Source organism: Nakamurella alba (assembly GCF_009707545.1).
GTDB lineage: Bacteria > Actinomycetota > Actinomycetes > Mycobacteriales > Nakamurellaceae > Nakamurella > Nakamurella alba.
Genome location: NZ_WLYK01000007.1, coordinates 33,291 through 46,189 on the forward strand (window position 1 = coordinate 33,291; position 12,899 = coordinate 46,189).

A 12,899-nucleotide genomic window follows, 5' to 3' on the forward strand; every position below is an offset into this window, starting at 1 on the left:
CGGATGCCGGCCGACCAGGGGCCGGCGGCGCCGGGAACCACCCACCAGGCCCTCACTGCCGCGGTCCGGGAGGACGGCGGGCGGTTGATCGCCCTGCTCACGGCGCGGTTCGGCGACCTGCACCTGGCCGACGAGGCCTTCCAGGACGCAGTGATCACGGCCGCCGAGCGCTGGCCCGCCGACGGCGTCCCGGGCCGGCCGGTGGCCTGGCTGCACACGGTGGCCGCGCACCGGGCGATCGACCTGCTCCGCCGGGCGGCCGCCGCCCGGCGCAGGTGGGCGGCGGCCGCGCCCGACCTGTACGACTCCGACACCGACGACTTCGCGGCCGGGGAGGTGGTTCCGGTGCAGATCGAGGACCACCGGGAGACCGGGGACGAGCGACTGCGGCTGATGCTGCTCTGTGCGCACCCGGCGCTGGCCGCCGACGTGCAGGTGGCGCTGACGCTGCGCCTGGTCGGCGGCCTGAGCACGGAGGAGATCGCCGCGGCGTTCCTGGTGCCGACCGCCACCATGGCGCAGCGCATCGTCCGGGCAAAGAAGAAGATCCGGGACGCCCGCATCCCGCTGGTGGTGCCGGCCGATCCGACCGAGCGGATCGGTGCGCTGCTCGACGTGCTGTACCTGATCTGCAACGAGGGCTACCTGTCCCGTGGGGACGGTGCGGTGACCAGGGTGTCGCTGACCGACGAGGCGATCCGGCTGACCGCGCTGCTGCGGGACCAACTCGACCCCGACACCGCCACCGCCGCAGGAGCACTGGCCGAGGTGGAGGGGCTGCTGGCCCTGCAACTGTTCCTGCAGGCGCGGTCGGCGACCCGGGTGTCCGGCGACGAGCTGGTGCTGCTGGACGACCAGGACCGCACCCGCTGGGACCTGCCGATGATCGACCGGGCACGGCGGGTGCTGGCCGCGGCCCTGCACCGGCGCAGTCCCGGACCGTTCCAGCTGCAGGCGCTGATCGCCGAGCAGCACGCGATCGCACGCACCGCGGCGGACACCGACTGGCCGGCGATCGCGACGTTCTACCGGCACCTCGCCCGGGTCCGTCCGGGACCGGTGGTCACGTTGAACCATGCGGTGGCCGTGGCGATGGCGGACGGCCCGCGGGCCGGGCTGGCGCTGCTCGACGGGATCCGCGAGCTGGACGACTACCACCTGTTCCACGCCGTCCACGGCGAACTCCTGCTCCGCGACGGCCGTACCGACGACGCACGTGCTGCCCTGCGGACGGCACTGGACCTGGCCCGCAACCCTGCCGAGGTGCGGCACCTGCGCCGGCGGATCAGCGACTGCGGCTGACCGCCCGGTCGGCCAGCGCCGACAGCACCTCACGGTGGGCCGGTCCGGTGCGGATCGTCAGCTCCACCCGGCCGTCCGCGGCGTGCAGGTCGAAGGTGAAGAAGGAGCAGCAGGAGGTCTCCCGCACCGCGAGCCCCGCCACCCGGGCCGCCACTCCGGCGTCCGGGCGCAGCTCCAGGCGCACCTCGTCCGGCCCGGCGTGCACGGCCAGCACATCAGTGGCGAACACCTCGTCGAACTCCGCCGCGCGCAGCGGCTGCTCGGTGGTCGGCAGGGTGCACGCGGACGGCACCCAGCCGGGGCCCGTCCCGGGCGACTCGGCAACGGTCATGTGCGACGGTAACCCTGCGGTGGCCGGACGGCAGGGTCCGGCATGATCGGACCCGATGCCCAGGTCGCCCGTGTTCACCACCACCGCCCGACGCGCCCGGCTGCTGACCCGGCACCACCTCGCCGCCGAGCACCCGGCCGGTTCCGTCCTCGCCGCCGCCGACGGCGTGCTGGGGCTGCACGCGACCGACCCGGCGTCCATCTCGCTGTCGGTGCTGGCCCGCGATCCCCACCTGACGATCGAGGGCGTCGGCACGGCGCTGCACGACGACCGGTCCGTGGTCCGGATGATGGCGATGCGCCGCACGCTGTTCGTGGTGCCGATGGCCTCGGTGCCGGTGGTGCACGCCGGTGCGTCGCTGGGGGTGGCCGCCCGCACATGGCGGCGCCTGGAGTCGCTGCTGCGCGGGCCCACGGATCCGGAGCTCGGCGACATCGACCTCACCGCCTGGATCCGGTCGGTGGCCGACGGCGCGGCGGCCGCGGTGGAGCAGCTGGGCGTGGCCACCGCGGCCGAGATCGTCGCCCTGGAGCCACGTCTGCGCACCGCGATGCTGCCGACCGGCAACCAGCCGTGGGACGCCCGGCAGGCTATCACCAGCATGGTGCTGGTCGGGCTGGGCTGCGAGGGCCGGATCGTCCGCGGCCGGCCGCAGGGCGACTGGGCCTCGCGCCGGCACCGCTGGGAACCGGGCCGCGCGTTCTGGCCGGACGGGCTGCCCGAGCTCGACCCGGCGGACGCCCGGCGGGACCTGGCCGGGTTGTACCTGCGACGGTTCGGCCCGGCCACCGAGGCCGACGTGAAGTGGTGGACCGGCTGGAACCTGGGCGAGACCCGCGCCGCCCTGGCCGCTCTCGGCGCCGTCGAGGTCGAACTGGAGGGCAGTGCGCCGGGCTTCGTGCTGCCCGGCGACCTGGATCCGGAGCCGACACCCGCACCGGTGGCGAACCTGCTGCCGGCCCTGGACCCGACTGCGATGGGGTGGAAGGACCGGGACTTCTACTTCGACATCGACCGCACGCCGCTCTTCGACCGCAACGGCAACATCGGGCCGACGATCTGGTGGAACGGCGGCGTGGTCGGCGGGTGGACAGTCCGCAAGGACGGCGAGGTGGCGCACCGGCTGCTGACCCGGATCGGCCGGGCCGGCACCGCGGCCGTCGCCGCGCAGGTGGCGGACCTGCAGGTTCGGCTGGGTGGCCGCGGTGTCGTACCGTCCTTCCGGACACCGCTGGAGAAGGAGCTCGCCGGATGACCCGACGTTTCCGGCTGGGCGTCGACATCGGCACCAGCTCGGTGAAGGTCGCCCTGCACGACCAGGAGTCGCAGCAGCGCACCGCATTCCGCTCCTCGCACTACCCCTCCGCCCATCCCGCACCGGACCGGGTCGAGCAGGACCAGGACGACTGGTGGCGGGCGGTGGGTGAGGCGCTCACCGCGCTGCTGCACCACCATCCCGCGGTCACCGCCGGCAACTCGGTCATCGGGCTGACCGGCCAGATGCACACCACCACGCTGCTGAGCGCCGACGACCGGCCGCTGCGTCCGGCGATCCTGTGGTCCGACCGCCGGGCCGCCGAGCTGTGTGCGGCGTACAACGCGGCGCACCCGGAGCACGTCGACGTCACCGGCAATCCGCTGCTGGCCGCCTTCACCGCGGCCCACCTGCGCTGGCTCCGGGCGCACGAACCGGAGGTGCTGAGCCGGACCCGGAAGGTGCTGGTGCCCAAGGATCTCGTCCGGCTGCGGCTGGGCGCCGGGTACGCCACCGAGCCGGCGGACGCCTCCGCGACCGCCCTGCTGGACACCCGGTCCGGGCAGTGGGACTCCGATCTGGCCGCCGGCTGCGGGATCGACCTCGACCGGCTGCCGCCGGTGCTGCCCTCGGCCGCGGTGACCGGCGAGATCGCGGCGCTCCCGGACGGCGACCCGGTGCTGCGCCGGCTGCTCGGCTCCCCGGTGGTCGGCGGGGCGGGGGACCAGGCCGCCCTCGGCATCGCCCTGGACGTGACAGCACCTGGTGCGCTGGGACTCTCGCTCGGCACCTCCGGAGTCGCGATCTCGGCGAGCGACCACGCCGTGCCCGGCGCCTTCCGGCATGCGCTCCCCGACACCTGGCTGCGCCTGGACTCCATCCACGCCGCCGGTCTGGCGCTGACCTGGTGGTCCGGGATCGCCGGACGCAGCGTGGACGACCTGCTGGCGGAGGTGGCCGGCGCGGGCACGGGCGGTCCGGTGTTCGTGCCGCACCTGCAGGGCGGCCGGGACGGCGACCACGCCGCGGGCGGATCCTTCACCGGGCTGCGCGCCGATCACACGCGGGCCGACCTGACCCGTGCCGTCCTGGCCGGGGTGGCCGGCGAGATGACCGGCCTGGCCGCCGCTGTCACCGACGGCGTGCTGCCGGCGCGGGTAGCGGCCGGCGGCCGCGGCGCCTCCTCACCGCTGTGGCGATCGCTGCTCGGCGCCGCACTGGGCCGCGAGATCCTGCCGGCCGACGGGGATTCCGCCGACGGTGCTGCCCTGCTCGCCGGTCATGCGGACCTCTGACGCGCAGTCACACCACCACCCCGCCACACCAGCAACGAAGGAGCACCCCCGTGAAGGCCGTCCTGTTCACCGCGCCGGAGACCATCGAGATCGGCGAGCTGCCGGACCCGACCCCAGGCCCCGGCGAGGTGATCGTCGCGCCGGCCGCCGCGGGCATCTGCGGTACCGACATCCACATCCTGGAAGGTGATCTCGCCCGGTCCTGGCCGACGGTGCCCGGCCACGAGTTCGCCGGCACCGTGGTCGCCGTCGGCGCGGGCGACAAGGACGACCTGTTCGGGATCACGGTCGGCGACCGGGTCGCGGTCGACCCGTCGCTGTACTGCGGGCAGTGCTACCAGTGCCGCCGCGCCCGCGGGAACCAGTGCGAGCGCTGGGGTTCGCTCGGGGTGACCGCACCGGGTGGCGCCGCCGAACTGGTCGCCGCCCCGGCAGCGAACTGCGTCCGACTGCCGGAGCACGTCGACACCCGGGACGCCCCGCTGATCGAGCCGCTGGCGTGCGCCATCCGGGGGTACGACGTGCTGCGGATGGCACTGGCGGACCACGTGCTGATCTACGGCGCCGGCACGATGGGCCTGATGATGCTGCAGCTGGCCAAGAAGGCCGGCGCGGCCACCGTGACCGTGCTCGACCGGAACACCGGGAGACTCGCCGGCGCAGCGGATCTCGGCTGCACGGCGACGGCGACCTCGGCCGACGAGGTGGCCGGGGACCACCCGCGCGGGTGGGACGTGGTGATCGACTGCTCCGGCGCGGTCCCGGCGATCGAGGACGGCCTGACCCGGGTCGGTCGCGGCGGCACCTACCTGCAGTTCGGCGTCTCCGCGACGGACGCAGTGGCACGGTTCAACCCGTATACCGTGTACCACCAGGAGATCACCATCGCCGGGTCGATGGCGGTGCTGCACAGCTTCGAGCGGGCGGCGGACCTGTTCGCCACCGGGGTGATCGACCCGGCCGACTTCATCACCCACCGGATCCCGATGGCCGACTACGCCGCGGCGGTCGACCTGTTCCGGGCCGGCACCGGCCGCAAGGTGCAGGTGGTCACCGGCTGAGCGCGCGCCGCCGGCCGGCCCAGCACCGTCACCGGCTGAGCGCGCGCCGCCGCATCCGGACGGCGAGCAGGCCGAGCAGCACGGCCAGCACGCCGAACCCGGCACCGACCGCGCACACCGCACCCCAGCCGCCGTGCGTCCAGGCGAGTCCGGCGACCGCCGAGCCGACCACGCCGCCGAGGAAGTAGGTCGCCATGTAGGCCGCGGTCAGCCGGCTGCGGGCCGCCGGGTCGAGCGCGTAGATCTCGCTCTGGTTGGTGATGTGCAGGCCCATCGCCGCCAGATCGAGCACCAGGATGCCGACGATCAGCGCCCAGAGGTGCGTGCCGCCGAGCAGCAGCGGGGCCCAGGCCAGGACCAGGACGGTGGTGGTGACCAGGGTCAGCACCACCGGGCCGAACCGGTCGGTGATCCGGCCCGCCACCATCGCCGCCGCCGCGCCACCGGCCCCGATCAGCCCGAAGGAGCCGATCACCGCGGTGCTGTAGCCGTAGGGCTCCGCGCTCAGCAGGAACCCGAGCGGCGTCCACAGCACGCTGAACCCGCCGAAGAGCGCGAAACCCAGCGCCGCCCGGACCCGCAGCACCGGCAGGTCGCGGACCAGCGCCCCGATCGATGCGAGCAGCGCCCGGTAGCTGCCGGTGACCAGCGGCTTCGACCGCGGGACCACCCGCAGCGCCGCCGCTCCGGTGACCAGCACCAGTCCGGCGCCGACGAAGTAGACCGCGCGCCAACCGCCCCACTCGCCGATCCAGCCGGCCACCGTGCGGGCCAGCAGGATGCCGAGCAGCAGACCGCTCATCACCGTGCCGACCACCCGGCCCCGGGTCTGCTCGGGCGCCATGTTGGCTGCGGTCGCCACCGTCAGCTGGGCCACGCAGGCGGTCAGCCCGACCAGCACCACGGCGATGTCCAGCAGCACCAGCGACGGTGCCAGCGCCACCCCGACCTGGGCCAACGCCAGCAGTCCGAGCAGCACGCCGAGCGCCTTGCGCCGGTCCACCCGGTCGCCGAGCGGCACCAGCAGCAGCAGCCCGACCACATATCCGATCTGGGTCAGCGCGATGGTGATCGAGACCGCCTGCTCGCTGACCCCGAGATCGGCCCGGATCTCCTCCACCAGCGGCTGCCCGAAGTACAGGGTTCCGGCCGCCACCGCGGTGACCACCGCGAACAGCAGCACCACCGGACCCCGCAGCGCGGTGGTCCGGGTCGGTGTTGTCGTCATCTCATCCGACCCTTTCCGGCGATGTTCCGTCGCGTTCCTGAGGATGGAACACTGTTCCAATGTCTGCCGCCGCCGCGTCCGAGCCGCTGAGCTACCTCTACGTCCCCGGTGATGCACCCGCCCGCTTCGCCGGCGCACTGACCAAGGGCGCGGACGCGCTGGTGCTGGATCTCGAGGACGGGGTGGCGCCGGCGGCGAAGGAGGCCGCGGTCGCCGCAGTGGCCGCGTTCCTGCAGCAGCCCGGCGGCATCGGCGAGCCGCAGATCTGGGTGCGGATCGACCCGTCGCGGATCGGCACGGACCTGCCGCTGCTGGTCCACCCGCGGCTGGCCGGGCTGTTCGTGCCGAAACCGGAGGACCCGCGTGACCTGCTGGAACTCGACGTCCGGCTGTCCGGCCTGGAGTCCGCGGCCGGACTGGCCGAGGGCACCGTCGGCCTGGTCCCGCTGATCGAGTCGGCCGCCGGGCTGCTCGCGGTGGCGGCGATCGCCCGCTGCCCGCGGGTCCGCCGGCTCGGCATGGGCGAGGCGGACCTGCGCGCGCAGCTGCGCCTGCTGCCCGGCCCGGACGAGATCGAGCTGCTGCCCGCACGGTCCGCCGTGGTGGTCGCCGCCGCGGCGGCGGGCCTGCCCGCGCCGATCGGATCGACCAGCACCGACTTCCGCGACCTGGACCGACTCGCCGTGACCACCGCCCGGTTGCGCGCGCTCGGCTTCGGCGCCCGGACCGCGATCCACCCGGCCCAGCTGCCGGTCCTGCGGGCCACCTTCACCCCGGACGAGGCCGCGATCGCCGCTGCGCGAGCGTTGGTCGACGAGTTCCGTCGCGCCGATGCGGACGGTCGCGGTGCGGTGGTCGGCGCCGACGGCACGATGATCGACCTGGCCGTGGTGCGCGCGGCGCAGACCCTGCTCGGGCCGGGCCGCTGAGCCGGTCGCGGGCACCGCGGTCAGCGGACGATCCCGGCGGCCCGCAGGTCCTCCACCGCTTCCCCGCTGATCCCGACCTCGGCGAGCACCGACGTGGTGTCCTCGCCGATCGGCCGGCCGGTGTGCCGGACCCGGCCCGGCGTCTCCGACATCCGCCACAGCACGTTCTGCATCCGCAGTGGCCCGAGCTCGGGATCCTCGACGGTGGTGATCATCTCGCGGGCCGCCACCTGGGGGTCGTCCAGCAGATCGGACGGAAGGTAGATCGGTGCCGCGGCCGCACCGGCGGCGGCGAACGCGGCGATCACCTCGTCCCGGTCCCGGGCGGCGATCCACGGCACGACGTAGGCGTCGAGCTCATCGGCGTGCTCGGCCCGCTGCCGGCCGGTGGCGAACCACGGTTCCTCGGTCAACGCGCCGCCGCCGACCAGGTGCATGACCCGGGCCGCGATGGTGTCCGCACTGGTGGAGATGGCCACCCAGCTGTCGTCCCGGGTGCGGTAGACGTCGCGCGGGGAGTTGTTGACCGACCGGTTGCCGGTGCGCGGCTGGTCGGTGCCCAGCTGGTCGGCGATCAGCACACCGGGCCCGACGGCGGTCATCATCGGCTCCAGCAGCGAGAGGTCGATCACCTGACCGGTGCCGCCGCGGGCGTCCCGGTGGTAGAGCGCGGTCAGCACCGCCGAGGATCCGGCCATGGCCGCGATCGAGTCCGCCAGGCCGAAGGACGGCAGGGTGGGCGGGCCGTCGGGCTGCCCGGTCAGTGCGGCGAAACCGCTCATCGACTCGACCAGGGTGCCGAAGGCCGGCCGCGCGGAGTACGGCCCGGTCTGCCCGAAACCGGTGATGCGCAGCAGGATCAGGCCCGGGTTCTGCTCGGTGAGCCGGTCGTACCCCAGCCCCCAGCGCTCCAGCGTGCCGGGCCGGAAGTTCTCCACGACGACGTCCGCGGTGGCGGCCAGCGCCCGGAAGACCTCGGCACCCTCGGGCTTGCCGAGATCGAGGGCCACTGTGCGCTTGTTGCGGGCGACCATCTTCCACCAGAGCTGCACGCCATCCTTGGCCGGACCGTGCCCGCGCATCCCGTCGCCGCGCTGCGGGTGCTCGATCTTGATCACATCGGCGCCGAAGTCACCCAGGATCTGGCAGGCCAGCGGCCCGGCCAGGATGGTGGAGATGTCCAGCACCCGCAGGCCGGCCAGCGGTCCGTCGGACGGCACGGTCACCGCCGGCTCCGGGAGGGCGGGATCCTGCTGGGTGACGGACGACGACATGCGGGGCGCTCTCCTCGGGGATTCCTGGCGGCTGATCGACCACCCGCGCAGGATTGGAACGACGTTCCACACAGTGGATCACAGACTGTTGTCCTGAGGGAAGCAAACCGCTAGCGTTGTCACAGAGAACGGGACACTGTTCCAACAAGTGGAACACGGGGGTGGAGCGGCGATCCCGTCGCCGCTGGCACCGCCCGCCCGACCCGGTCTCCCGCCCCCGAAGGAGTTCGTGCGTGACGGACGTGCTGACAGATCTCGACCCGAGCCCGCTCGAGAAGGTGCTCGGCCCGCTGGGATCGGCGACGGTGCACGACCTGGCACGTCCCTACCGGACCGGCATGCCGCAGTCGCCCAACCACCCGAAGTACACCCACGCGTTGACCCGCCGGCACGGCGACATGTGCCGCGCCGACGGCGCTTCCGCCGCGGCGGACATCATCAGCATGGGCACGCACGTCGGCACCCACATGGACGCCGTGGCGCACGTCTCGCAGGACGGCAAGCTGTTCGGCGGTGCCGACGCGGCGACCGCCCAGACCGGTGGACTCTTCACCGATCTCGGCATCCACGCGGTGCGCCCGCTGCTCACCCGCGGTCTGCTGCTGGACGTCCCGGCCGCCCTCGGACTGGACCAGCTGCCCGGTGGGCACGAGATCACCGTCGAGCAGCTGGATGCCACCTTCGAGCGACAGGGCGTGCGCCCCCGCCCGGGCGACGCGGTGCTGATCCGCAGCGGCTGGGGGAAGCTCTGGGACCAAGGGGACGCCTACGTCGGTCACGCCACCGGCGTACCCGGCATCTCCACGGCGGGAGCGGAGTACCTGGCGTCGTTCTCGCCGTCGGCCCTGGGCGCCGATTCGATCGCCTTCGAGATGCTGGCACCGGGCGCCGGCCACGGACTGCTGCCGGCGCACCGGGTGCTGCTGGTCGAGCACGGCATCAACCTGATCGAGACCATGGACCTGGAGGGCATCGCCGCCGCCGGGGACCACGAGTTCCTGTTCGTCGCGATCCCGCTGCACCTGGTCGGCGCCACCGGTTCCCCGGTCCGGCCGCTGGCCGTGGTGCTCCGATGACGGTGAGCCTGCCGGGCCCGACAGCCGGTGCCGCACAAGAACTCCCGGACGCCGGCCTGGTCGACGCGCTGGCCGGTTTCGCCACCGACGCCCTGCGGCGCGGCATCCCCGACGAGGTCGCGACCTCGGTGCAGGGCCGGCTGCTGGACGTGCTCGGCCTGTGCGTCGCCGCCCTGCCGCTGCCGACCTCGGCCGCGGCGCTGGACTTCGTGCGGGACCAGGGCGGCCCGGCGCGGGCGCTGGCGATCGGTGCCGGCCGCACCTCCGCGTCCTGGGCCGCGTTCGGTAACGGTGTGCTGGCACACAGTCTCGACTACGACGACACCCACCTGCCGTCGGTGCTGCACCCGTCGGCCTCGGTCGTCCCGGCCGCTCTCGCCGCCGCTCAGGCCGCCGACGCGGATGGTGACACCCTGCTGACGGCCATCGCGGTCGGCATCGAGGTGTGCATCCGGATCGGCATGGCCGGCTACGACCAGAACGCCGGCGCCAACCTCTGGTTCGACCACGGCCAGCACGCCACGTCGATCTGCGGTGCCCTTGGCAGTGCCGCGGCGGCCGCCGTGGCCGGTGCTCCGGCCGGGATGCCGGATGCCGAGGTCCGCGACATCGTCGCGCACGCCCTGGCCGTCGCCGCGTCCACCGCCAGCGGGATCATCGAGGCGAACCGCACCGGCGGCACCGTCAAGCGCCTGCACTGCGGCTGGGCCGCCCACTCCGGTGTGGTGGCCGCCGATCTCGCCCGGCGCGGGCTGACCGGGCCACCGACCGCGCTGGAGGGCCGGTTCGGGCTTTTCGAGGCGTTCCTCCGGGATGCCGCCGATCCGGCCGCGGTGATCGCCGGCCTCGGCACGGACTGGGCGGTGCCCGGGGTGTTCTTCAAGCCCTACCCCGCCAACCACTTCACCCACACCGTGGTCGACGCCGGCCGCGAGCTGGCCGCGCAGGGACTGCGCCCGGGGGACGTGGCGGCGGTGGAGATCGGTGTGCCGTCGGCCATCGTCCGCACCATCGGCGAGCCGCTGGAGGTCAAGCAGCGGCCCGAGACCGCCTACCAGGCACAGTTCTCCGGTCCGTACGCCTTCGCGGTGGGGTTGTTCGGCGGCAGCGGGCTCGGTGCCGGGCTGTCCGACTACACCGACGCCCTCGCCCAGGACCCGGCCCGCCGGGCGCTGATGGCCACCGTCACCGTGCGCGGCGACGCCACCTGTGACGCGATCTACCCGCACCAGTTCCCGGCGATCGCCCGGGTGCGCACGGTCGACGGTCGCGAGCTGACGGTCCAGGTCCTGGAGAACCGTGGTGGCCCCGGCAACCCGCTGACCGACGCCGAGCTGCGCACCAAGTTCACCGACAACTGCACCGCCGGCGGGCTGGGAGCCGGTGCGGCGACTGCCATCTCGGATGCTGTCTTCCAACTCCCCGGCGCCGGCCTCGACGCCCTGGACGCCGCCCTCACCGCCGTCCCCGACACCGCTTCCTGACCGCTCCCGGGGGCCGGCCGGCTGCTTCTCCGGGCGGCCCGGACAGCGGCGGAGCTAGGGTTCGTTGGCCATTTCACCGTGCTGCACACGGTTTTCGGGCCAACGAACGGGGAGTCTCACCAGAGGATGGCCTCTCGCCGCGCGCAGTGGTCGGGGTTCAGGGAGAACTACGCCTGGAAGACGCGCCGGAGGCGGGTTGCGGAGGTCGGGCTCCGGAGCACGAGTCCGGAAGTCGGCCGGCCAGGGGCATCGGTGAGTTCCCGGGCTCTCCAGACCCGCTGCGGGCTCGAGAAGGCCCCGGAACCGAAACACCCTGTCGCTGCAGGGCCCAGGAAGGTCCCGAACGAGGCTTCGCCCCTTCCCGGTCCCCTGAACTACGGCCACTGTCGCTGAACGGCCACTGACGTCAGGTGCCCGGCCCTACCAGCACCGCAGGTGACCCGAAAGGCCCGGGCGACCCCCCACTCCACCTGGTCAGGGCCTCCCCGAACCCGACCACCACCAGTGGCGACCCGGGCACCCGGCCACCCCACACTGCACCTGGTCAGGGCGTCCCTGACCCCGACCACCACGAGCGGCGACCCGAATACCCGGCCATCCCACACTCGATCTGTTCAGGGACTCCCTGGACCGGCCTACCCCAGAGGCGACCGGACCGACAGCGTTTCCCCGCTGCCAACCCCTGATCAGGGGCGTCCTGGGCCGGACCACCCGAAGGGCGACCCGGCGTTCCAGCTGGAACGCCGAACTAGCCGCGCCCGGGGATCAGGAGGGCCGGCGGAACCCGAGCGTCATGGAGAGCCGCTCGGTGGAGGCGAGGAGCTCGCTGACCGCGCGGTCCTTCTCCTCGGCGAAGCGGGCGGCGGGGCCGCACACGCTGATCACCGCGGCGGGCTTGCCGGTGCGGTCACGGACGGGCGCGGCGACGGAGGCGGCGCCGGACTGGCGCTCCCCGGTGGAGTCCGCCCAGCCGCGTTCGCGGATCAGTTCCAGGTCGGCGAGCAGCTTCGGCACGTCGGTCACCGTGGACGGCGTGATCGGCGTCAGCGCCCCGCCTCCGGCACCCAGGTAGTCCTGGATCTCCTCGTCGGACAGGAACGCCAGGAACGCCTTGGACGACGCGCCGGCGTGCAGCGGGTAGGGCACCCCGATGGACACCGACATGATCATCTCGCGGGCCGGGGTGACCTGGTCCACGTACACCCGGGTCCCGCCGGCCCGGATGGACAGCGTCGCCGTCTCCCCGGTCGCGGCGGACAGCGCCGGCAGTTCGGCGGCGGCCGTGCGGCGCACGTCGAGCCGGTCCAGTCCGGCCAGGCCGAGCACGACGGCCATCGGGCCCAGGGAGTACTTGCGGGTGTTCTCGTCGAGTTCCACCAGGTCACGGGTGCGCAGCGAGGCCAGCACCCGGTGCACGGCGGCCTTGGACAGGCCCAGCCCGGCGGCGATGTCGGTGATACCCAGCGAGGGGCCGTTGCCGCGGGTGAAGTAGAGGAGCACGTCCGCCGCCCGCTCGACCGCGGCCACGGTCTGGCTGCCCCGCTGCTCCTCCGGCGCCCCGGCGCCGACCGGGGTCAGCGGTCCGGTGTCGGTGCCGTTGGGGGCGATGCCGTCGACGGCGCTCATGCGGACGACCTCCCACCCCGGTGGACCGGCCGGTGTGC

General features: G+C 73.8%; 11 protein-coding genes. 7 read left to right on the plus strand and 4 right to left on the minus strand.

Translation table 11 applies throughout. The annotated features are described in order from the left end of the window. Positions 1 to 3: 3 nt before the first annotated feature. Positions 4 to 1,302, plus strand: a complete 1,299-nt coding sequence (locus tag GIS00_RS17590) for an RNA polymerase sigma factor (RefSeq protein WP_154769775.1) — start codon at positions 4 to 6, stop codon at positions 1,300 to 1,302. On the opposite strand, the gene GIS00_RS17595 is transcribed toward GIS00_RS17590, so the two are convergent. After that, positions 1,286 to 1,633: a hypothetical protein gene (locus tag GIS00_RS17595; protein ID WP_154769776.1), complete on the minus strand. Its 348-nt coding sequence runs from the start codon at positions 1,631 to 1,633 to the stop codon at positions 1,286 to 1,288. The genes GIS00_RS17590 and GIS00_RS17595 overlap by 17 nt on opposite strands. Before the next feature lie 55 nt (positions 1,634 to 1,688). Between GIS00_RS17595 and GIS00_RS17600 the strand changes: the two genes are divergently transcribed. Genes GIS00_RS17600 through GIS00_RS17610 form a run of 3 tightly spaced genes read left to right on the plus strand, consistent with a single transcriptional unit; the run spans position 1,689 to position 5,244 of the window. Further along, a complete protein-coding gene (locus GIS00_RS17600) occupies positions 1,689 to 2,888 on the plus strand; it encodes a winged helix DNA-binding domain-containing protein (protein ID WP_154769777.1) in 1,200 nt (399 codons plus the stop codon). Further along, positions 2,885 to 4,183, plus strand: coding sequence for a xylulokinase (locus tag GIS00_RS17605; RefSeq protein WP_154769778.1), 1,299 nt, complete (start codon positions 2,885 to 2,887; stop codon positions 4,181 to 4,183). The genes GIS00_RS17600 and GIS00_RS17605 overlap by 4 nt, the downstream gene beginning before the upstream one ends. A gap of 50 nt (positions 4,184 to 4,233) precedes the next feature. After that, the gene (locus GIS00_RS17610; RefSeq protein ID WP_322098081.1) at positions 4,234 to 5,244 is read left to right on the plus strand and encodes a zinc-dependent alcohol dehydrogenase family protein; all 1,011 of its coding nucleotides are present in this window, start codon (positions 4,234 to 4,236) and stop codon (positions 5,242 to 5,244) included. A 28-nt stretch (positions 5,245 to 5,272) separates the two neighbouring features. On the opposite strand, the gene GIS00_RS17615 is transcribed toward GIS00_RS17610, so the two are convergent. Continuing rightward, positions 5,273 to 6,472, minus strand: coding sequence for an MFS transporter (locus GIS00_RS17615; RefSeq protein WP_154769779.1), 1,200 nt, complete (start codon positions 6,470 to 6,472; stop codon positions 5,273 to 5,275). Between the two features lie 59 nt (positions 6,473 to 6,531). Between GIS00_RS17615 and GIS00_RS17620 the strand changes: the two genes are divergently transcribed. After that, a complete protein-coding gene (locus GIS00_RS17620; protein ID WP_154769780.1) occupies positions 6,532 to 7,401 on the plus strand; it encodes an HpcH/HpaI aldolase/citrate lyase family protein in 870 nt (289 codons plus the stop codon). 20 nt (positions 7,402 to 7,421) lie between these two features. Here the strand turns inward: GIS00_RS17620 and GIS00_RS17625 are convergent, their stop codons facing one another. Continuing rightward, positions 7,422 to 8,675, minus strand: coding sequence for a CaiB/BaiF CoA transferase family protein (locus GIS00_RS17625; RefSeq protein WP_154769781.1), 1,254 nt, complete (start codon positions 8,673 to 8,675; stop codon positions 7,422 to 7,424). Positions 8,676 to 8,917: 242 nt separating this feature from the next. On the opposite strand from GIS00_RS17625, the gene GIS00_RS17630 reads away from it, so the two are divergent. Then, positions 8,918 to 9,751, plus strand: coding sequence for a cyclase family protein (locus GIS00_RS17630; protein ID WP_407666884.1), 834 nt, complete (start codon positions 8,918 to 8,920; stop codon positions 9,749 to 9,751). Next, entirely contained in the window at positions 9,748 to 11,235 is a 1,488-nt protein-coding gene (locus tag GIS00_RS17635) for an MmgE/PrpD family protein (protein ID WP_154769782.1), read from the plus strand. Before GIS00_RS17630 ends, GIS00_RS17635 begins: the two co-directional genes overlap by 4 nt. 765 nt (positions 11,236 to 12,000) lie before the next feature. On the opposite strand, the gene GIS00_RS17640 is transcribed toward GIS00_RS17635, so the two are convergent. Continuing rightward, complete coding sequence (locus GIS00_RS17640) at positions 12,001 to 12,861, minus strand: IclR family transcriptional regulator (RefSeq protein ID WP_154769783.1); 861 nt, start codon at positions 12,859 to 12,861, stop codon at positions 12,001 to 12,003. Between the last annotated feature and the right edge of the window lie 38 nt (positions 12,862 to 12,899).

What these genes read in the sequence shown, in the direction of transcription:
- GIS00_RS17590 (WP_154769775.1), top strand. Translation starts at nt 4, where the DNA reads ATGCCGGCCGACCAGGGGCCGGCGGCGCCGGGAACCACCCACCAGGCC.
- GIS00_RS17595 (WP_154769776.1), bottom strand. Translation starts at nt 1,633, where the DNA reads ATGACCGTTGCCGAGTCGCCCGGGACGGGCCCCGGCTGGGTGCCGTCC.
- GIS00_RS17600 (WP_154769777.1), top strand. Translation starts at nt 1,689, where the DNA reads ATGCCCAGGTCGCCCGTGTTCACCACCACCGCCCGACGCGCCCGGCTG.
- GIS00_RS17605 (WP_154769778.1), top strand. Translation starts at nt 2,885, where the DNA reads ATGACCCGACGTTTCCGGCTGGGCGTCGACATCGGCACCAGCTCGGTG.
- GIS00_RS17615 (WP_154769779.1), bottom strand. Translation starts at nt 6,472, where the DNA reads ATGACGACAACACCGACCCGGACCACCGCGCTGCGGGGTCCGGTGGTG.
- GIS00_RS17620 (WP_154769780.1), top strand. Translation starts at nt 6,532, where the DNA reads ATGTCTGCCGCCGCCGCGTCCGAGCCGCTGAGCTACCTCTACGTCCCC.
- GIS00_RS17625 (WP_154769781.1), bottom strand. Translation starts at nt 8,675, where the DNA reads ATGTCGTCGTCCGTCACCCAGCAGGATCCCGCCCTCCCGGAGCCGGCG.
- GIS00_RS17635 (WP_154769782.1), top strand. Translation starts at nt 9,748, where the DNA reads ATGACGGTGAGCCTGCCGGGCCCGACAGCCGGTGCCGCACAAGAACTC.
- GIS00_RS17640 (WP_154769783.1), bottom strand. Translation starts at nt 12,861, where the DNA reads ATGAGCGCCGTCGACGGCATCGCCCCCAACGGCACCGACACCGGACCG.